The 18,622-nt window shown below is 71.9% G+C and carries 17 protein-coding genes and 1 riboswitch; of the genes, 5 read left to right on the forward strand and 12 right to left on the reverse strand.

The window, feature by feature from the left end:
* The first annotated feature begins 113 nt into the window (after positions 1–113).
* Positions 114–1,832 (forward strand): hypothetical protein, encoded by a 1,719-nt coding sequence (locus M2283_RS30375; RefSeq protein WP_280879630.1) that lies wholly within the window; start codon positions 114–116, stop codon positions 1,830–1,832.
* A gap of 42 nt (positions 1,833–1,874) precedes the next feature.
* Here the strand turns inward: M2283_RS30375 and M2283_RS30380 are convergent, their stop codons facing one another.
* Positions 1,875–2,390, reverse strand: a complete 516-nt coding sequence (locus M2283_RS30380; RefSeq protein WP_280879631.1) for a YceI family protein — start codon at positions 2,388–2,390, stop codon at positions 1,875–1,877.
* 126 nt (positions 2,391–2,516) lie between these two features.
* On the opposite strand from M2283_RS30380, the gene M2283_RS30385 reads away from it, so the two are divergent.
* Positions 2,517–3,035: a MarR family winged helix-turn-helix transcriptional regulator gene (locus M2283_RS30385; protein WP_280879632.1), complete on the forward strand. Its 519-nt coding sequence runs from the start codon at positions 2,517–2,519 to the stop codon at positions 3,033–3,035.
* 303 nt (positions 3,036–3,338) lie between these two features.
* Here M2283_RS30385 and M2283_RS30390 read toward each other — a convergent pair whose 3' ends face one another.
* From M2283_RS30390 to M2283_RS30405, 4 genes are all read right to left on the reverse strand, one after another.
* The gene (locus tag M2283_RS30390) at positions 3,339–3,956 is read right to left on the reverse strand and encodes a sigma-70 family RNA polymerase sigma factor (protein ID WP_432423147.1); all 618 of its coding nucleotides are present in this window, start codon (positions 3,954–3,956) and stop codon (positions 3,339–3,341) included.
* 150 nt (positions 3,957–4,106) lie between these two features.
* A complete protein-coding gene (locus tag M2283_RS30395) occupies positions 4,107–4,799 on the reverse strand; it encodes a hypothetical protein (protein ID WP_280879633.1) in 693 nt (230 codons plus the stop codon).
* A 116-nt stretch (positions 4,800–4,915) separates the two neighbouring features.
* Complete coding sequence (locus M2283_RS30400; protein ID WP_280879634.1) at positions 4,916–5,659, reverse strand: YcnI family copper-binding membrane protein; 744 nt, start codon at positions 5,657–5,659, stop codon at positions 4,916–4,918.
* A gap of 38 nt (positions 5,660–5,697) precedes the next feature.
* Positions 5,698–6,357: a hypothetical protein gene (locus M2283_RS30405; RefSeq protein ID WP_280879635.1), complete on the reverse strand. Its 660-nt coding sequence runs from the start codon at positions 6,355–6,357 to the stop codon at positions 5,698–5,700.
* A 105-nt stretch (positions 6,358–6,462) separates the two neighbouring features.
* Between M2283_RS30405 and M2283_RS30410 the strand changes: the two genes are divergently transcribed.
* From M2283_RS30410 to M2283_RS30420, 3 genes are all read left to right on the forward strand, one after another.
* The gene (locus M2283_RS30410; protein ID WP_280879636.1) at positions 6,463–6,948 is read left to right on the forward strand and encodes a DUF5990 family protein; all 486 of its coding nucleotides are present in this window, start codon (positions 6,463–6,465) and stop codon (positions 6,946–6,948) included.
* 62 nt (positions 6,949–7,010) lie between these two features.
* Complete coding sequence (locus M2283_RS30415) at positions 7,011–7,400, forward strand: DUF6153 family protein (RefSeq protein WP_280879637.1); 390 nt, start codon at positions 7,011–7,013, stop codon at positions 7,398–7,400.
* A gap of 97 nt (positions 7,401–7,497) precedes the next feature.
* A complete protein-coding gene (locus tag M2283_RS30420) occupies positions 7,498–8,145 on the forward strand; it encodes a DUF305 domain-containing protein (RefSeq protein WP_280879638.1) in 648 nt (215 codons plus the stop codon).
* A 61-nt stretch (positions 8,146–8,206) separates the two neighbouring features.
* On the opposite strand, the gene M2283_RS30425 is transcribed toward M2283_RS30420, so the two are convergent.
* The 7 genes from M2283_RS30425 to M2283_RS30455 all read right to left on the reverse strand — a co-directional run bounded on the left by M2283_RS30425 (position 8,207) and on the right by M2283_RS30455 (position 18,618).
* The gene (locus M2283_RS30425; protein WP_280879639.1) at positions 8,207–9,385 is read right to left on the reverse strand and encodes an NAD-dependent formate dehydrogenase; all 1,179 of its coding nucleotides are present in this window, start codon (positions 9,383–9,385) and stop codon (positions 8,207–8,209) included.
* 131 nt (positions 9,386–9,516) lie between these two features.
* The gene (locus M2283_RS30430) at positions 9,517–10,449 is read right to left on the reverse strand and encodes a LysR family transcriptional regulator (protein WP_280879640.1); all 933 of its coding nucleotides are present in this window, start codon (positions 10,447–10,449) and stop codon (positions 9,517–9,519) included.
* Between the two features lie 18 nt (positions 10,450–10,467).
* Positions 10,468–10,821, reverse strand: coding sequence for a hypothetical protein (locus tag M2283_RS30435; RefSeq protein ID WP_432423148.1), 354 nt, complete (start codon positions 10,819–10,821; stop codon positions 10,468–10,470).
* Between the two features lie 222 nt (positions 10,822–11,043).
* Positions 11,044–15,195: a bifunctional nitrate reductase/sulfite reductase flavoprotein subunit alpha gene (locus M2283_RS30440; RefSeq protein WP_280879641.1), complete on the reverse strand. Its 4,152-nt coding sequence runs from the start codon at positions 15,193–15,195 to the stop codon at positions 11,044–11,046.
* A gap of 199 nt (positions 15,196–15,394) precedes the next feature.
* Positions 15,395–16,420 carry an ABC transporter substrate-binding protein gene (locus tag M2283_RS30445; RefSeq protein ID WP_280879642.1) on the reverse strand — a complete coding sequence of 342 codons (1,026 nt, stop codon included), beginning with the start codon at positions 16,418–16,420 and terminating at the stop codon, positions 15,395–15,397.
* 55 nt (positions 16,421–16,475) lie between these two features.
* Positions 16,476–16,674, reverse strand: a riboswitch (cobalamin riboswitch).
* A 39-nt stretch (positions 16,675–16,713) separates the two neighbouring features.
* Complete coding sequence (locus M2283_RS30450; protein WP_280879643.1) at positions 16,714–17,388, reverse strand: 4-carboxy-4-hydroxy-2-oxoadipate aldolase/oxaloacetate decarboxylase; 675 nt, start codon at positions 17,386–17,388, stop codon at positions 16,714–16,716.
* A gap of 9 nt (positions 17,389–17,397) precedes the next feature.
* Entirely contained in the window at positions 17,398–18,618 is a 1,221-nt protein-coding gene (locus M2283_RS30455) for an aspartate transaminase (RefSeq protein WP_280879644.1), read from the reverse strand.
* Between the last annotated feature and the right edge of the window lie 4 nt (positions 18,619–18,622).

Here is an 18,622-nt window from a genome sequence, read left to right on the forward strand (position 1 = left end):
ACCGGACTCTTCACGTCCGGCGACGCCCCGCTCACCGGACGCGACTAGCGTCCCGTGACGTGCACTTGGCAGAAACTCAGCTGGTGGCACCCGGTCGGCGAACCCGGTCGGCGGTGTCCGCCGCTCCGGAATCCCCCGCGCAATGGCACCGCGTCCTGACCCTGCTCGCCGACATCAGCCTCTTCATCGGCGCCCGCTCGGTGTGGACCCAGGGCGCCAGCCACCGCCTCCCCGTGGCCGGGGTGGTCTCGCTCTGTTACGTCTCGATCCTGGTGTCCGGGGTGCTCGCCCTGGTGGTCCGCCGGGCCCGCTCGCTGGCCCGCCTGGACCTGTGCGTCCTCGCGACCGCGATCACCCTCGCCCTGTGCACCTGGGTCATGAACCACGGCGGCTCCGACGAGGCCCTGCTGACCACCCAGGCCGCCCGCTCACTGGTCGCGGGACACCCCGTCTACGGACAGTCCTGGCCCTGGCTCTTCGGCCACGGCGCCGCCCTCACTCCGACGGTGTCCGGCGGCTACGACCTGACGTACGGCTATCCCCCACTGGTCCCGCTGCTGACCGCGCCGCTGCTGTGGCTGGGCCACGGCGCCATCCCGGCGACGGCGGTGGGCACGGGTTCGCTGCTCGTCGGCACGGTCGTGCTGTGGCGGATGCTGCCCGTGCCGTGGCGCTCGGCGGCGACCATGGCGTGCCTCGGCTTCGGTTTCCTGCCGATGTACGCCCGGCTCGGCTACCCGGCGATCACCGCGCTGGCCCTGCTGATCCCGGTGGTGGTCCGCTGGCCCCGGATCGGCCGCGGCGGCCGGCTCGGCGCGGCCGACCTGGCCCGTGCCGCGTGTCTGGGCGCGGCCTGCGCGGCACAGCAACTGCCGTGGTTCCTCGCGCCGTTCCTGCTGGCCGGCGTCTACGCGGTGCGCCGGGGCGAGCTGGGCAGCCGGGCGGCGGGGCTGCTGGTGCTGCGGATCGCCGGCGTCGCGGCCACCGTGTGGCTGCTGATCAACACCTACTTCATCGTGAGCGAGCCGGGCACCTGGATCAGGGGCGTCGCGCTGCCGCTGACGCAGGGCGCGACGCTGCACGGCCAGGGCCTCGCGGACATCTCGCTCTACTTCACCGACGGCAGCGACCGCCTCGGCTGGTACGGGCACGCGAGTGTGCTGCTGGCGGCGGGGCTGCTCGTGCTGATGGTGCTGTTCATGCGCCGGCTCGGGCCCGCGGCGACCGTCCTGCCGTGGTGCGCCTTCTATCTGGCGACCCGCTCGCAGGACGGCTACTACCTGTTGATGACGCCGCTGTGGCTCGCGGCTGCGGTGACCGCTCCCCCGGCGGAGTTCGACGGTGCCTGGCAGCCGCGCCCGCGCCTGTTTTCCGGTCCGCACCGCCGTACGGCCCTGGGTGCCGCGGCCGTACTCGCGCTCACCCCGGCGCTGTTGAGCGCGGCTCTGGCGGTCAGCGGTTCGGCGCCGCTGCAGATGAAGGTGGCCGCGGTGGGTCGCGCCGCCGCGCACGGGATCCGGGCGAACGTCCTCACCCGGCTGACCCTGCGCGTCACCAACAGGGACGGCACCGCCCTCACCCCGCACTACATGCTGACCATGAGCCAGGGCTCCAGCACGTACTGGTCCGTGGTGGCGGGCCCGGCCACCATTCCCGCCCACCGCACCGAACGGGTCGAGATCAGGCCGGCCGCCGGGAAGTTCGCCCTGTCGACGAAGCGGAGCGCGCGCATACGACTGCGTGCGTTCACGGCGACGCCGGAGACGTTGTCCAGCGCGTACGTGCGTCTCGTGGACCGCGCCGCCATCACGCGGGTCCACAAGGGCGGTTGACGGGACGTCAAGTGAACGCGGGGGACGGCCCGTTGATGGGCGTCAGGCCTGCGCGCGTACGAAGCGGAGCGTGCTGGTGATCGTGGTCAGGCCGCGGATCATGCCCATCTGGTTCCAGTCCAATCCGAATTCGGCGCGGTCCACGGTGAACTCCGTGTCCAGGGTGAGCGAGTCGGCGCTCGCGCCGGTCAGCTTCGCCGTGACGGGCTGCGGGCGGCTGATGCCGTGCACGGTCAACTGACCGGCGACCTCGACGGTCTCGCCCTCCCGCAGCTCCGCGGTGCGGACGGCGAAGGTGATCTCGGGGTGGTTCGCCACGTCGAAGAAGTCGGCGGAGCGCAGGTGTTCGTCGCGCTTGCGGTTCTTGGTGTCTATGGAGGCCGCGTTCAGCGTCACGGTGCCGGTCGCGGACCCGTCGGCGCTCACCTCGCCCTGGCCGCCGACGACGTCGAGGGTGCCCTTCACGGTGACCATGCCCCACATCGTCTTGTGCCGCAGGGCGACGGTGGAGGCGGTGGTGTCGAGCTGCCACAGGCCTGTTTCCACGGCGACGGTCATGATCGTTCTCCAGTCCGGGTAGTTCAAATTTGGTTGCTTCAAATTTGGATGACTGCCACGCTAGTCCATCATCCAAATCTGAACAACCCTCCTGTCCAAAATTGGACAACAGGTAGACTGGGCGACATGGCCGACCGCGAGGAGCACCCCACCGACCTGCCCCAATGCCCGTCCGCGCAGGGTGAGGGACTGCTGCCCCCGGAGTTGCGGGCGTGGATGGTCCTGCTGGCGGCGACGGGCGCGGTGGAGCAGCAGCTGCGGGCGGTCGTGAAGGAGCGGCTCGACGTCTCGCACGACGAGTTCCTGATCCTGTGCCTGCTCGCCGAGCAGCCCAGGACGGGGCTGCGGATGACGCAGGTCGCGGAGCTCCTGGGCCGCCCGAAGACCCGGCTCACCTACCAGATCGCCTGCATCCAGCACGCCGGCCTGGTCACCCGCACCTCGGTCTCCGGCGACCGGCGGGGCGTCCAGGTCGCCCTCACCGAGAAGGGCCGCGACCTCCTCCAGGGGGCTTCCGGCGTCCTCACCGAGACCGTCAGCAAGGCGCTCGCCCGCTTCGTGGGACCGGCCGAGCGGGAGGCGGTGTGCGGACTGCTGCCCGACCTGGCGCAGAGGACGGACAGCGGGGCGCCGACCGCGGAGTAGCGGAGGCGCCGTGGGCGTGGGGTCCCCGCTCGGTGGCGGGGGTCGTCGTCGGGGCCCGGTAAGTGGCGAGCGCCGTCGCCGAGCCCCCGCCGAGTGGTGAGCGCCCGACCGGCGGCCGGGCGGCGCGGGTCGCGCTCGGCCAACGTGTGGTGGGTGCCGACGCGGGCCACCGGATGGGGACGGCCGCGTCCGGGCCACCGCACTGTGAAGACCACGCTCAAGCCACCGGAGGGTGAGCGCCGCGCCCGGCAGGCGATCGGCCAAGCCCCGCTCAGCCATCGCGCAGCGGGCGCAGCGTTCGGCTCACGCCATCAACACCGCGTCCGCGTCCGCCAGTTGGTCCACGAGCGTGGCCCGCGCCCGGGCCACCCGTGAACGGACCGTCCCCACCGGGCAGTCGCTCAGCGCTGCGGCCTCCGCGTAGGGCAGACCGAGGAGTTGGGTGAGGATGAACGCCTCCCGGCGCTCGTCCGGCAGCGCGGCCAGCAGGTCGAGCAGGACGACGCCGTCGTCGAAGCCGGGCAGGCCGCGCGGCTGGGCGCGTTCGGCGGCCGGCTCCCAGTCCGCCGCGTCGCTCCGCCGGGGCCGGACGGCGGCGTACCGATAACCGTCGATCACCGCGCGGCGGGCGATGGACAGCAGCCAGGAGCGGGCCGAGGAACGGCCCTCGAACCGGTGCAGGCTGCCGAGCGCCCGCAGGAACGTGTCCTGCGCGAGGTCGTCCACGGCCTGCGGATCGGCGCACAGATGGGCGACGTAGCGCCGGACGTCGCGGTGCAGGGCGTGGACGAAGCGTTCGACGGCGGCCTGGTCGCCGGTCCGGGCGGCGAGGGCCCAGGCGGTTATGGACTCGTCGAGGGTGTGCAGGGCGTCGGCCGGGTCGCCTTCGACGGGCCGCGCGGGCAGGGCAGGAGTGATCACCTGGGGTCCTTCTCGGGATCCGCGATCCGGACCGCGGGCGCGCGAGGGCGCGGGCGGTCCGGTCAAGGGGAGGTCGGCCCTACGGCGTCGATGCGCGCGTACGGCCGTGGCCGGGGCGTGCGCAGGGGCCGCCCCGGGAACCAGCTGTCCTCAGACGACAGCCGTGGCCACGGGCGGCCCGCGAGAGGTGATCGCGTGGGTGAGGTGGAGCAGACGCGGCGCCCGGTCGGAGCGTCGGCGTTGCGGGCGTACCCGCGGGCGGTTCGGGGTGGCGGGCAGCGCGAGCAGCAGCCGGAGTGGGGCGATCAGCCGGGCGGCGACGGCCCGCAGGATGCGGAAGGCCGCCCGTTCCCCGTACGCCAGCCACAGACCGCACAGCAGCGCGGCCAGCAGGTGGGCGGCGAGCATGCCGAGGGAGGACGAGGTGCCATCGGTGGAGAGGCCCATGTCCATGGAACCGGCGGAAACCGCCGACCCCCCGGACATGGACGCCGTCGCACCCATCGAGGCCATGTCCATGGAGTCCGTCGAGGACATGTGCATGGCGCCCATGTCCATGGAGTCCATGGTGTGCCCGGCCGCCGCGTGCGCCGACTGCGCGAGCGAGAAGGCCGAGTGGAGCAGGGTCTGGGCGGTGACCACGACGGCCACGATCAGCGGGAGCCCGCGTTCACGGCCCGCCAGGCACCAGCCGGCGGCGCCGGTCACGGCCGCTCCGGCGGCCAGCGCCCACGGGGGCACCTCGCTGCCGGACATCATCACGTGGCCGAGGGCGGCGAGCAGCACGCACACGGCCGCGAACACCGCGGTCCGTATCGTGCGCGAAAACCACCCTGGCCTCATGCGCCTCATCCTCGCATCCGGGTCCTCACCGGCAGGTGGGAGTACGGAAATGCACAGGCCACCACACTCAACCCACAGGCTGTGATCCAGGACACGAGGACGAGGACGGGCATCGCCTACGAGGTCGAGCGGCGACCGCGCACCACGGCGAACGCGCCCGCCGCCAGGCCCAGTACGCCCACGACGAGACCGGCGATGCCGAGCCCGCGTGCGGTGGAGTCACTGGCGTCGGAGCTGCCCGGGCTGTCGGACGCGGACGCCTGTGTGGTCGCGGACGCGGTCGGCGCGGCCTCCGTGCCGCCGTCCTCCGCGGCCTCCTTCGCGGTCAACTTCAGGACCGGCGCCGGGTTTTCCGGCTCCTCGTCGCCGGACTGCGCCTCCTCGATCCAGCGCACGGTCTTGCCGTCGGAGTACGTCTGGAGGGTCTTGAAGGTCAACTGGTCGGTGTCGTCTGGGAGTTGACCGAAGGCGATGTTGAAGTCCTCGTACTGGCCGGCCCCGATCTTCCCGCCGGTCCAGGTGACCGCGGAGACCGCGTCGGTGATGTTGCCGTCGTCGGTCTTGACCGGTGTCTTGAGCTTGGTGGTGGTGACCTTGGCGGTCCAGCCGTCCTGCGGGGAGACGAGCACGCCGAGGACGGGGTGGTCGGTGGGCAGGAAGACCTGCACCTTGGTGGTGCTGGCGGTGTCCTCCTCGTTGGGCACGCGGAAGGTCAGGACGCCGTCCGTGGCGCCCTTCGCGTAGCTCTCGGGGTGGACGGTGACGTGCGCGGAGGCGATGCCCGCGGCGGTCATGATCGCGGTGGCGGCGAGTCCGGTGACGATTCCGGCGCGGCGCAGGCTGGTGCGTACTGGGGACATGGGTGGGTGGATCTCCGTACTGGAAAGGTGTGTTGGGGTCAGATCGCGTACGAAGTCCCCAGCGGCGGCCCGCGCCGCTGCACCGCATGTCGCAGGAGGAGTCGCCGGCCGAGCGGTCGTGGCCGGACGGCACAGAGGGCTACGGCGTCCGGCGCGGCCGGCACGCCCCGCGCGCCGTCGCGCACCTGCCACCACGCGGCGAGTCCCGGCACCAGCGTGGCGGCCCGGCGCAGCAGCGACCACAGCGCGGCCTCGCCGCGCCGCAGCCACCAGGTGAGCAGGACCGCGGCCGTGACGTGGGCGGCGGTGGCGTGCGGGGTCAGGGCGTGGGTGTGGTTGTGGACCTGCGCGTGCGCGGCCATCCGCATGCCGTGCGCGGACGCCGTGCCGTGCATCCCCGACATCCCCTGCATGGAGGTCATCGAGCGCAGGGAGCCCAGGCCGTGGGCGCGGGCGGCGTCGAAGGTCAGGTGGAGTCCGCCCTGGGCCGTGAGGGTGCCGGCGCCGATGGCGGCCAGCGAGCGCTCCCGGCCGCCCAGCAGGTACCCGGCCCCGAAGACCGGCGCGAACCCGGCGGCCTGCGCCCACACGGGCGGTGCCGCACCGGTCGCCAACGCGTGTCCCCCGGCGGCGAGCAGCACGCACAGCGCGGCGAACACCGCCGCGCGCAGCACGCGTACCGAAGGAGACGCCCTCATGGCGCCCGATCCTGCCACGCGCCGGTGCGGCCCCGCCCCGCGGATGCCGAAGCCCACAGCCGCACACTGGAGACCCACAGGGCCACGAACCGAGGCGGTGACGGCGTGAGTGCCGGTCTGCGCATCCGTATCGACGCCGTCGACCTGCCGGGCCGCGCCCGCGGACCCGCCGAGGGCGTCCCGTCGTACACCAACATCCATGTCGCCGTGCAGCGCCGGAACCGTCCGGCCGAGCTGCTCGGTGCCACGCCCGGCGACGCCGGGTCCGCGAGTTGGACGTTGGAGTGCGCCTTCGTCGTCTCGGCGGACGGTACGGATGTGAGGGGGCCGTATGTGCAGGGCGGGCCGGGCGGGCGGTTCGTCTATCTGTCGTGGGGGTCGGTCGACGAGGCCGGTGGCTTCGCCATGTTCCGGCGCGCCAAGCTGATGCTCGACGCGGTGCCGGCCGAGGTGCTCGACACCGCCGTGCGCTCGGGGCTGTTGGTGGGGCGGCTCGGGCTGACGGACGCCCGGGGCGGGCCGCTCTGCGCGCGCGTGGTGCCGCCGCGGATCGTATGGACGGCGGAGAGCGACGGCGACGGTCGGGAGTGACCGGCGGCGCCGGCCGAGGGTGATCGTCGACCGTCCGAAGCGGTGTGCGTAGCATGGGCGGCATGACAGCCCGCGCACAGCAACGCATCGCGCCGCCCTCCGTGCGGTGGCGCGCGCTGCTCGTGCTGGGGCTGCTGGTCGGTCTGCTGGGCATGCACGCGCTGGCTCCCGGCGGCGGTATGCACGAGCACTCCGCCGACCGGCACATGACGGCCACGGCCGCCGCGCACGGGGACTGCGCCGGTGGCGACTGCGGCTCGGGGCAGATGCATCACGCCGACCGGACCTGCGCGTCCGGAGCGGTGAGCGGCGGGCCCGCACTGCCCGCGCTCGTGCCCGACCCGATGGCCGCCGTCGTACCCGCCGAGGCGCCGTGCTCGTACGCCGTCACCGCGCCGGACGGCGGCCGTGCGCCACCGGACCTGGCCGAACTCCAACTCCTGCGGATCTAGAGGCCGTTGCGCACACCGCGCCCCGCCGTCGGGCGACGTGGTGTGCCCCTGCGCGCCCTCACACCTCAGATCCCTTTCGCACAGCAGGAGTTCCCGCATGCGCAACACCGTTCGTACGTTCCCGATCCGCCGCGTCGCCCTGGTGGCCGCGGCCGTGTCCGCCGCACTCGTCCTCGCCGCCTGTGGCAGTGAGGACGGTGACAGCGGCCGCGAGGGCCACGGCTCCACCCCGTCCTCCTCGGCGTCCTCGACCGCCGCCGGCAGCCACAACGCCCAGGACGTGGTCTTCGCGCAGGGCATGATCCCGCACCACCGGCAGGCCCTGGAGATGGCCGAACTCGCCGCCGGCCGGGCCTCGTCCACCCAGGTCAGGGATCTGGCCTCGCGCATCGAGAAGGCCCAGGACCCGGAGATCAGGACCATGTCCGGCTGGCTGAAGGCCTGGGGCGAGGACGTGCCCTCGGCCACGTCCTCCGCCATGCCCGGCATGGACGACTCGGCGCACTCCGGGATGCCGGGAATGATGGCCGACAAGGACATGACCGAGCTGGAGAAGGCGTCCGGCACCGGCTTCGACACCATGTTCCTGACCATGATGACCGAGCACCACCAGGGTGCCGTGGAGATGGCCGACACCGAGAAGGACAAGGGCGGTTACGGTCCCGCCAAGGACATGGCCGGTGACATCGTCACCGGCCAGACCGCCGAGATCGCCGAGATGAAGAAGCTGCTCGGCAAGGGCTGACCGTGCGGGTGGGGGGCCGATGCCGGGCACCGGCCCCCCACCCCACTTCACGGCCTCCGGGTCAGCCCTTCTCCTCCTCGGTCTCCGACACGGAGTACGAGTGGGCTCCGGTGCCCGCCAACTGGCCGCCCTCCACGATCAGGTACTCGTCGCGGATCGGCCGGCCCGCGAACCACGACTCCAGGATCTCCCGGGTGCCGGCCGCGTAACGGGCCTGCGCGGAGAGGGAGGAGCCGGAGATGTGCGGGGTCATGCCGTGGTGCGGCATGGTCCGCCAGGGGTGGTCGGCGGGGGCCGGCTGCGGGTACCAGACGTCACCGGCGTAGCCCGCCAACTGCCCGCTGCGCAGGGCGCGGTCGACGGCGTCCCGGTCGGCGATCTTCGCCCGCGCGGTGTTGATGAGGTAGGCGCCGCGCTTCATCGTGCCGATCAACTCGTCGCCGAACAGGCCCTCCGTCTCGGGGTGCAGCGGCGCGTTGATGGTGACGACATCGCAGTGCGGCACCATTGCGGCGGCGCTCTCGTGCCAGGTCAGCCCCAGCTCACGCTCGACGTCCTCGGGCAGCCGGTGCCGGTCGGTGTAGTGCAGCTTCACGTCGAAGGGCGCGAGCCTGCGCAGCACCGCGAGCCCGATCCGCCCGGCGGCGACCGTGCCGACCTGCATGCCTTCGAGGTCGTACGAACGGGCCACGCAGTCCGCGATGTTCCAGCCGCCGTCGAGGACCACCTGGTGCGAGGGCAGGTAGTTGCGCACCAGGGACAGCGTCATCATCACCACGTGCTCGGCGACGCTGATGCTGTTGCAGTACGTCACCTCGGCGACCGTCACGCCGTGCGCGATCGCGGCGTCCAGGTCGACGTGGTCGGAGCCGATGCCGGCGGTGACGGCGAGCTTCAGGTTCTTCGCGGCGGCGATGCGCTCCGGGGTGAGGTACGCCGGCCAGAAGGGCTGCGAGATCACGACGTCCGCGTCGGCCAGCTCACGGTCGAAGGCGGACCCGGCGCCGTCCTTGTCGGAGGTGACGACGAGGGTGTGGCCGGCCTTCTCCAGGTAGGAACGCAGGCCGAGTTCGCCGGAAACACTGCCGAGGAGCTGGCCCGGGGTGAAGTCGATCGCCTCGGGGGTCGGGGTGGTCTGGCCGCCCGGGTAGTGGTCGATCGCGGGGAGGTCGTCGCGGGCGTACGTGGTCGGGTAACCGTCGGTGGGGTCTTCGTACAGGACGCAGAGCACCTTGGCCATGTCGCGGCTCCTCAACTGGCGTTGCGGGAAGATGCTGTTCACGATGCTCGCGGACAATCGTGCTGGTCAAAGCGTTCTTTGTGATGTCGGGATAGCCGACGGCTATCAACCCCCTCGGCAGCGTGGGTCCGTCAGGCGCCGTCGCTCAGATACGTGTGCAGCAGCTCGTCCAGCGCGTCCCGCACCCCGGCCTCCCGTGCGACCTTCAACAGCGCCTCGGCCAGCACGGATTGCGGCTCGCTGCGGGCGACGACCAGGCCGACGCGCGGCCCGTGCGCGGGTCCTTCCAGCGGTATGACCCGCATGCCGTCCGGGACGCCGAACATGTACAGCCACGCGTGCGAGATCACGCTGGACCAACGGCCGCCGGAGAGATGGGCGTAGAGTCCCGCGACGCTGTCCGACTCGATGGCGGGCGTGGCCGTGACGCCGTCGGCGGCGAAGGACTCGTCCATGATGCGGCGGTTGCGCATACGGGAGTTGAGCAGGCACAGCGGCAGTTCGGCGGCCTGGGACCAGCGGGCCTTCGCGACCCCGGCGAGCGAGCCGCCGACGGGGGTGAGCAGGACGTACCGCTCCTCGTACAGCGGCAGCCGGCGCACCTGCCGCAGGGTGTCGTCGTCGAGGTACGTCATCGCCGCGTCCAGCTCGAACTCGGTGAGTCCCTGGGTGATGTCGACGGACGACAGCGACTCCAGGGCGACCCGGGCGCGCGGGTGGCGGTCGCAGAACGGGGTGGTGAGCAGGGAGGCGGCGGGCAGCGCGGTGGGCACGACACCGAGCCGCAGGGTGCCGGCCAGGCCGTCCCGCAGGGCCGACAACTCCTGTTGCAGGGCGTCCCGTTCGGCGAGGATGCGGTGCGCCCACGCCAGTACGACCTCGCCCTCGGGGGTGAGGCCCTCGTACCGTCTGCCGCGGCGCACGATCGGGACGTCCAGTTCGTGTTCGAGGCGGCGGATCGCGGCGGACAGGGTCGGCTGGGAGACGTAGCAGGCGGCCGCGGCACGTGCGAAGTGGCGTTCGCGGGCGAGCGCGACGAGGTATTCGAGCCTGCGGAGCAGCATGCGATCAGGGTGCCCTGTTCACCGGCGTGCGTAGCCCCCGTCGACGCGAATCGCGCTGATGCCGCTGATGTAGCGGGCTCCGCAGCGGTCCTGCGGCAGCACCAGTTGCGGTCCCGCGCGGTCGAGTGGGGTGTCGTCGATGCTCGTGGCGAGCAGCACGGGCGCGTGCGCGAAGTCCGGGTCGATCTGGGCCCAGGTCAGCAGGGCGTGGTGGCCGTCGCTGCCGGTGACGGCGATCAGGAAGCGCAGCCTGTCCTTGCGGCGGCGGGGGTCGAAGCCGGGTCCGGCGTCGGTGAGCACGTCGTACAGGCGCGGCCCCGTGAAGTGGTGGTACTGCGGGCCGCTGGTGGCGCACTCGAAGGTGACCCGCACCCGGTGCTACGGCCGGCCGAGCAGGTCCGGCACGGTCAGGGCGAGCTCGGCGACCGGCTGGGTCAGGGACTGGCTCACGGGCCACCACCTCCCGCAAGACGGTACCCGGGAGGCGGTGTCGGGCAAACGCATCTGCACACCGGGATGGGACTTTGGCCGAGCTTGTGCGAAGCGAAATTGGATCTGCACCTCGCATCTGCCCAGCTACCAAAGGTCTCCGTCTCAGTACACGTCCCTGACGTACCGCTTGTCCGCCGCGAGTTGCTTCACGTACGCCGCCGCTCCCGCCTCGTCCAGGCCGCCGTGCAGGGCTGCGATGTCCCGGAGGGCCCGGTCGACGTCCTTGGCCATGCGGGAGCCGTCGCCGCAGACGTAGAGGTGGGCGCCCTCCTGGAGGCGGGACCAGAGCAGGGGGCCGTGTTCGCGCATGCGGTCCTGGACGTAGACCTTGGCGCGCTGGTCGCGGGAGAAGGCGGTGTCGAGGCGGTCGAGGGTGCCGTCGGCGAGGAGGGCGGTCAGCTCGTCCTCGTAGTAGAAGTCGGTGGCGCGGTGCTGCTCGCCGAAGAACAGCCAGTTGGGGCCGCGGTGGCCGAGGGCGCGGCGCTGTTCGAGGAAGCCGACGAAGGGGGCGACTCCGGTGCCGGGGCCGATCATGACCATCGGGGTGGCGGGGTCGGCGGGCGGGCGGAAGTGCGGGGAGCGCTGGACGTGCACCGGTACGGGGGTGTCCGGTTCGGCGTCGGCGAGGAACGGGGAGCAGACGCCCTGGCGGGGGCGGCCCGCCAGGTTCTCGTAGCGCACGACGGAGACGGTGAGGGAGACCTGGTGGGGGTCGGTCAGCGGGCTGGACGATATGGAGTACAGGCGGGGTTGGAGGCGGCCGAGGACGTCCGTCCACTCCTGGGCGCCGGCCCGTACCGGGTGCTCGGCGACCACGTCGACGGCCTGTCGGCCCCAACACCACTTCGCCAGGCCGTCCTTGTTGTCGGGACGCAGCAGCTTCTTCAACTCCCGTGGGTCGCCGACCCGTTCGGTGAGGAAGCGGAGCAGTCCGGGGGTGATCCGGGTGATGTCGAGGTGGCGCAGAAGTGCGTCACCGAGCGGGACCTCTCCCACGCCGGTCACGTCGACCGCCGTGTCCGCGTCCAGGCCGGTGACGGTCAGCCACTCCCCCACCAGGGCACGGGAGTTGAGCGGCCGCACGCCGAGCGCGTCGCCCGCCTCGTAGACGAGCGGGGACTCGCTGTCGCGGGTGTCGAAGGTGAACCGGCGGACCTCCTTGCCGGCGCCGGGGCGGCTGAGGAGGCGGTTGCCGGTGAGGCGGGCGGTGACGGGGGTGGGCTTTCGCGTACGCGGTGCGGCCGGGGCGGGCGCCGCCGGTATGGCTTCCCGTTCCGGCGTCCCCGCGAGCGCGGTGAGTACCTCGTCCAGCCAGGCGTGTGCCGCGTCCTCGTAGTCCGGTTCGCAGTCCGTGCGGGGCGTGAGCCTCAACGCGCCCAGTTCCCGCAGGCGTTGGTCGAGGCGACGGCCGTGGCCGCAGAAGTCGTCGTACGAGGAGTCCCCGAAGGCGAGGACGGCGTAGCGGCGGCCCTCCATGCGCGGGGTGTCGGGGGCGGCCAGTGTCTCCCAGAAGCCGGAGCCGTTGTCGGGGGCGTCGCCGTCGCCGAAGGTGCTGGTGACGAGGAGCAGGTCGGCGCCGGGCGGCAGCGTGGCGGGGTCGGTCTCGTCCATGCCGAGCAGGGAGGGGGCGTGTCCGTCCGTCTTGAGCCGCTCGGCGATCGCGGCGGCGAACTCCTCGGCGTTGCCGGTCTGCGAGGCCCAGAGGATCACCACCTCACGGCCGGGCGGCATCGCCGTGACGCCGGTGTCGGCGGGGCCGGGCGTCGCCCGCGAGTCCATACCGAGTGTCGCCCGCGAATACATGCCGGCCAGCACGCCGTTGACCCACAGCGCGTGCTCGGGGCTGAAGGGCGCAGAGGGCGGCAGCACGGGCACACCCGGGGCGCCGGAGGGGATACCCGCGAGGAACCCGACGAGGTACTGCCGTTCCTGCGCGCTGAGCACGGGCGGCGGGGCGGGCGCGAGTCCGAACGGCCCGTCGACCACGTCGCCGGACACCGGCACCGCGACCTCCCCGACCTCGACGACCTCGCCGACCTCCGCAACCGGTATCGCCGTCTGTGGCCCGGGAGTTCGTACCGTCACCGGCGTGGACACCTTCGTCAGCGAGACCGCGCAAACCTTCAACTCGGGCTGGAAGGACAGCGGATCGACGGCGTCGCTGGTCACGGCATTGACACTCAGGTACTCCCCGAAGACGTCGTTCCAGTGGAAGGGCGCGAAGCAACTCCCGGGCCGCACACGGTCGGTGACCACCGCCGGCAGCACGGCCCGCCCCCGCCGAGAGGCGACCTCCACCGAATCGCCGTCGCTGACGTCGAGTTGAGCGGCATCTCGCGGATGCAGTTCGACGAAGGGCCCGGGGTTGAGCTTGTTCAGCTTGGGCACCTTCGCGGTCTTGGTGAGCGTGTGCCACTGGTGCTGCAACCGCCCGGTGTTGAGGACGAACGGGTAGTCGTCGTCCGGCATTTCGGCGGCCGGGATGTGCGCGCGGGCGAAGAAGACGGCACGGCCGCTCGCGGTGGGGAAGGTGAGCGAGCCGTCCTCGTTCACGTACCGCACCGGGTTGCGGTCGGGCCCGTCCTCGGTCGCGGCCGGCCACTGCACGGGCGTCGAGCGCAAGCGCTCGTAGGTCACTCCGCGCAGGTCCCAGCCGGTCTTCGGGTTCCAGGCCCGCTTGAGCTCCTCGAAGACCTCCTCGGCACTGTCGTAGGAGAAGCCCTCCTCGTACCCCAACTCCCGGGCGACGGCCGCGATGATCCGCCAGTCGGCCGTGGCCTCGCCGGGCGGGTCGGCGGCCGGTGCGGCGAGGGTGAGGTTGCGCTCGCTGTTGATCAGGACGCCCTCGGTCTCGGTCCACAGGGCGGCGGGCAGCACGACATCGGCGTACGCGTTGGTCTCGGTCTCGGCGAAGGCGTCCTGGGTGACGACGAACTCGGCGGCCTCCAGGCCCTCGATGACCGTCTTGCGGTTGCCGACGGAGGCGACGGGGTTGGTGCAGATGATCCAACAGGCCTTGATCTCGCCGTCGGCCATCTTCCGGAACATCTCGACGGTGCCCTTGCCGACCCCGTCGGCGCGCACGCTCCCGGCCGGCAGCCCCCACAACTCCTCGACGAACGCCCGCTCCTGGTCGACCAGCACGGACCGCTGGCCGGGCAGGCCCGGCCCCATGTACCCCATCTCCCGTCCGCCCATGGCGTTGGGCTGGCCGGTGAGCGAGAAGGGACCGCTGCCGGGGCGGCAGATGGCGCCGGTGGCGAGATGGAGGTTGACCAGGGCGTTGGTGTTCCAGGTGCCGTGCGTGGACTGGTTGAGGCCCATGGTCCAGCAACTCGTCCACTCCCCCGCCTCACCGATCAGCCGGGCGGCCTCCCTGAGGTCGTCCTCGGCGAGCCCGGTGATCTCGGCCACGGCGGCGGGCGGGTAGTCGGCGAGGAAGGCGGGCATCGCCTCCCAGCCCTCGGTGCAGCGGGCGATGAAGTCGGGATCGGTGTGCCCGTTCTCGTACAGCAGGTGCAACAGCCCGTTGAGCAGCGCCAGATCGGTGCCCGGCTTGATCTGCAGGAACAGGTCGGCCTTCTCGGCGGTGGTGGTGCGGCGCGGATCGACCACGATCACTTTCGCTCCGGCCGACTTCACGCGGTCCATCATCCGCAGGAAGAGGATCGGGTGGCAGTCGGCCATGTTGGAGCCGATGACGAAGAAGACGTCGGCGCGGTCGAGGTCCTGGTACGAGCCGGGCGGCCCGTCCGCCCCGAGCGACAGCTTGTAGCCGGTGCCGGCGCTGGCCATGCACAGCCGGGAGTTCGACTCGATCTGGTTGGTCCGCACGAACCCCTTGGCCAGCTTGTTCGCCAGGTACTGGGCTTCGAGCCCCATCTGCCCGGAGACGTAGAACGCGACCGCGTCGGGCCCGTGCTCGTCGATGATCGCGCGCAGTCGCCGAGCCGTCTCGGTGACGGCCGTGCCGAGAGCGGCGGGCTCCTCCTGCGCGCCCCGCTCGGGCCGGCGGAGGGCGGTGGTCAGTCGGCCGGGCGCGGCCAGCATGTCGGCGGTGGTCGCGCCCTTGGTGCACAGGCGGCCGAAGTTCGCGGGGTGCGCCTTGTCGCCGGACGCCTTCAGGACCGTACGCCGTCCGTCCGGGCCCATGCCGACGTCGAGGACCATGCCGCAGCCCACTCCGCAGTACGAGCAGACCGTGCGCACCTTCCTCGTGCCGGCGTTCCGCGAGTCCGGCGCGGCCACAGGCATCCCTGCCTCTCCTGTTCGTCCCGTGCGGATGAAGCTTCCGCGACCGTACGAAATGCCCATTACGCGGGTGTCTCCTGGGCCGGTCGTCGGGGGTTACGCCGGACGCACAGGGCTGAGGTGGGTGGTGTGAGAGGCGCCGGCCGGTCGTCGGGGGCGGCACTCCGTGGGGCGGGTCGGCCGACCCGCCCCTGCCTCGGGACTAGGCCCCCCGGCGCAGGAAGCGGATCACCGGGTGGCCGTCCTCGCTCGTGACCCGGGCGTGGACGCCGTAGACGTCCTTGATCAGTTCCGCGCTGAGTACGTCCCCCGGTGTGCCCTCGGCCACGGCCCGCCCCTCGCGGAGCACCAGCAGGCGGTCGCAGTACATCGCGGCCAGGTTGAGGTCGTGCAGGACGATCACGTCGGGGTCGCGGTCGGCGACCGTCTCCCAGTTGATCTGCGGCCATTCGTCGTGCGTGTCGGGGAACGCGTTCTTGGCGCCGACGGCCCGGGTGATGGCACCGGGGGCGCCGCAGCAACCGGCCAGGTAGGGCGCCTCGGAGTTGGCGAACCAGTACATGAGGGAGACGTCGGAGGCGGCCGGCCCGGAAGTGGCCGTCCGCACCCGCTCCTTGAGCCGGGCCACGAGCTTCTCGCCCCGCGCCTCGACGCCGAACACCCTTGCCAGGTCGCGTACTTCGCCGTGGACGGCGTCCAGGGTGAGCGGCTTGCTGCGCGAGCCGTCGCCGCCGCTGTCGTTGTCCTTGCCCTCGGCGCAGTCGGACGGGGAGACATAGGTGGGCACGCCGAGCTTCTCGAACTGCTCGCGGGTGGCGACCCCGCCCTTGCCGAGCGTGGAGACGAAGGAGGCGGTGACGAAGTCGGGTTCGGCGTCCAGGACCTTCTCGAAGGACGGGCCGTTGTCGGCCAGCCGTGGCACGGACGCGTTGGCCTTCTCCAGGCCCTTCATCACCGGGTCGGTCCAGGTGGCCGTACCGGCCATACGGTCCTGCAGCCCGAGGGAGAGCAGGATCTCGGTGGTGCCCTGGTTGAGGGAGACCGCCCGCTCGGGCGCCGACTTCAGGGTCACCTGGTGACCGCAGTCGGCGAGGGTGAGCGGATAGCCGGCGGCGGCCTTCTCGGTGTCGGCACCGCCGTCGTCGTCGGAGCAGCAGCCACAGGCGGTGAGCAGGAGGGCGGGGACCAGCAGAAGGGCCACGGTGCGTATGGGACGGAGCACGGGCATGCCTCGGTGTCGCGGCTCGAACGCGGAGCCTGGCCTACGGACGGCCTCCGCACCCTGGGGTACGGAGGTGCCAGCAGGTCTTCGGACTCGGGTTCCTCCGGCCGGGGCGCCTTCCCGGTACGGTCCCGGCGACCCGGTCCCCTCCAGTGGCGTGCGTGCCCCCGCCCGTCCCCCTCACCGCTGCGCGTCAGCTCCGGATTCGCACCGGATTCCCTGGCCTCGGATGTGGCTCGACCGGCCCCGGCAGGCTATCAAGGTGCCGGGACGGGCTGTTGGGGCGGATCGCGGGTGCCCTACTCCTCGATGACCAGCCCCTTCGCCGCGAGAAGCGGTTCGAGGTTGCAGATCTCGACGACGGTCCGGCCCGCCCGGTACGCCGCGATGAACTCCGCCTCGGTGTCGACCCGCTTCTGCGAGGCGGCGGCCGCCTCGGCGGCGTCCTCCTGGCGGACGACGACCACGCCGTCGGCGTCGGCCCGCATCACGTCGCCGGGGCGGACGAGCACCCCGCCGATGGTGACCGGCTCGCACATCGGGCCGACGGTCTCCTTGACCGTGCCCTTGATGGAGACGCTGCGGGAGAAGACCGGGAACCCCAGGTCGCGCAGGTCCTCGGTGTCCCGGACGCCCGTGTCGGTGATCAGGCCGCCGAGCCCTTTGGCCTGGCAGGCGTTGGCGAGGACGTCACCGAAGGAGCCCGCCTCCTCGTAGGCGCCGGCGGACACGACCACGACGTCGCCGGGCTGGGCGTAGGCGATGGCGGTCTGGAGCATCAGGTTGTCGCGCGGCGCGCACTGGACGGTGAAGGCGGGGCCGCACAGGGACATGCGGTGGTCGACCGGCTTGATCGCCGAGTCCAGCGCCCCGAGCCGGCCCTGTGCCTCGTGGATGGTGGCCGAGGAGAAGGCGCTCAACTGCCTGACGACGGAGGGTTCCGGCCGCTCGAACTTGGTGCTGACGCGGATCATGATGACCTTTCAGACGGAGGGTGCGGCGGCGGACTTCAGTGCGGCGCAGGCCGTCGCGATGCGCTCGCACGCCTCGGTGAGGACGTCCGTCGACGTGGCGAACGAGATACGGAAGTAGCCGGGCGCGCCGTAGGCCGAACCGTGGATCACCGCGACCTGCCCGCTGTCGAGCAGGTGGCGCGCGAAGTCCTCGTCGTTCTCGATCCGGTGTCCGTCCGGCGTCAACTTCCCAATGGCTTCTTGGCAGTTGACCAGGAGGTAGAAACCGCCGTCCGGGACGGTGCAGCTGAGCCCGGGGACGTCGTTGACGAGCTTCACGGTCGCGTCCCGACGCGCGCGGTAGACCCGCACGGTGTCCCGCACGAAGTCCTGCGGCCCGGTGAGCGCGGCGGCAGCGGCGGCCTGGCTCACGGAGGACGGGCAGGAAGAGGTCTGGGACTGGAGGGTGTTGATCGCGGTCACCAGGTCCGCCGGGCCGACCCCGTACCCGATACGCCACCCGGTCATCGCGTACGTCTTGGAGACGCCGTTGGTGAGGAACACCCGGTCGGCCAGGCGGGGTTCGACGGCGGCGAGGGACGGGGCGTCCTCATAGCCGTACCAGATCTCGTCGTAGATCTCGTCGGTGAGGACGCCGACGTGCGGGTGGGCCAGCAACACCTGGGCCAGTGCCTGGAGTTCCGCGACGGTGTAGGCGGATCCGGTGGGATTGCCCGGGGTGTTGAGGACGACCCAGCGCGTGTGCTCGGTGATCGCCGCCCCGAGCCGTTCCGGCATGAGCTTGAAGCCCTCCGCCTCCGGGCAGTCGACGATGACCGGAGTGCCGTCGTTGGCGCGGACCATGTCCGGATAGGACACCCAGTACGGGGCGGGGACGATGACCTCGTCCCCTTCGTCCAGGGTGGCCATCAGGGCGAGGAAGATGACCTGCTTGGCGCCACCGCCCACCGTGATCTGCGCGTCCGTGAACTCCAATCCGTGGCGTTCGCGGAGTTTCCCGACGATCGCGGCGCGCAGGGCCGAAGTGCCGTTCACGGGCGTGTACTTGGTCTCGCCCGCCTCGATGGCCTTGATCGCGGCGGCCTTGACGTGGTCGGAGGTGTCGAAGTCGGGCTCGCCCACGGTCAGGTCGAGGATGGTGAGCCCCTGGCTCTTCAGCTCGCGCACGCGCTGCGCCGCCGCCGTACTCGGCGAGGGCTTGATGCGGCGCAGTCGCTCTGCCGTCTTCATGTGA

It is taken from the genome of Streptomyces pseudovenezuelae, assembly GCF_029892565.1.
Taxonomy (GTDB): domain Bacteria; phylum Actinomycetota; class Actinomycetes; order Streptomycetales; family Streptomycetaceae; genus Streptomyces; species Streptomyces pseudovenezuelae_A.

Bases quoted from the DNA above. Each gene is read 5' to 3' on its own strand.
- M2283_RS30400 (WP_280879634.1), bottom strand. From the start codon at position 5,659: ATGTCCCCAGTACGCACCAGCCTGCGCCGCGCCGGAATCGTCACCGGA.
- M2283_RS30395 (WP_280879633.1), bottom strand. From the start codon at position 4,799: ATGAGGCCAGGGTGGTTTTCGCGCACGATACGGACCGCGGTGTTCGCG.
- M2283_RS30450 (WP_280879643.1), bottom strand. From the start codon at position 17,388: ATGATCCGCGTCAGCACCAAGTTCGAGCGGCCGGAACCCTCCGTCGTC.
- M2283_RS30445 (WP_280879642.1), bottom strand. From the start codon at position 16,420: ATGCCCGTGCTCCGTCCCATACGCACCGTGGCCCTTCTGCTGGTCCCC.
- M2283_RS30405 (WP_280879635.1), bottom strand. From the start codon at position 6,357: ATGAGGGCGTCTCCTTCGGTACGCGTGCTGCGCGCGGCGGTGTTCGCC.
- M2283_RS30425 (WP_280879639.1), bottom strand. From the start codon at position 9,385: ATGGCCAAGGTGCTCTGCGTCCTGTACGAAGACCCCACCGACGGTTAC.
- M2283_RS30385 (WP_280879632.1), top strand. From the start codon at position 2,517: ATGGCCGACCGCGAGGAGCACCCCACCGACCTGCCCCAATGCCCGTCC.
- M2283_RS30380 (WP_280879631.1), bottom strand. From the start codon at position 2,390: ATGACCGTCGCCGTGGAAACAGGCCTGTGGCAGCTCGACACCACCGCC.
- M2283_RS30455 (WP_280879644.1), bottom strand. From the start codon at position 18,618: ATGAAGACGGCAGAGCGACTGCGCCGCATCAAGCCCTCGCCGAGTACG.
- M2283_RS30415 (WP_280879637.1), top strand. From the start codon at position 7,011: ATGACAGCCCGCGCACAGCAACGCATCGCGCCGCCCTCCGTGCGGTGG.
- M2283_RS30420 (WP_280879638.1), top strand. From the start codon at position 7,498: ATGCGCAACACCGTTCGTACGTTCCCGATCCGCCGCGTCGCCCTGGTG.
- M2283_RS30440 (WP_280879641.1), bottom strand. From the start codon at position 15,195: ATGCCTGTGGCCGCGCCGGACTCGCGGAACGCCGGCACGAGGAAGGTG.
- M2283_RS30430 (WP_280879640.1), bottom strand. From the start codon at position 10,449: ATGCTGCTCCGCAGGCTCGAATACCTCGTCGCGCTCGCCCGCGAACGC.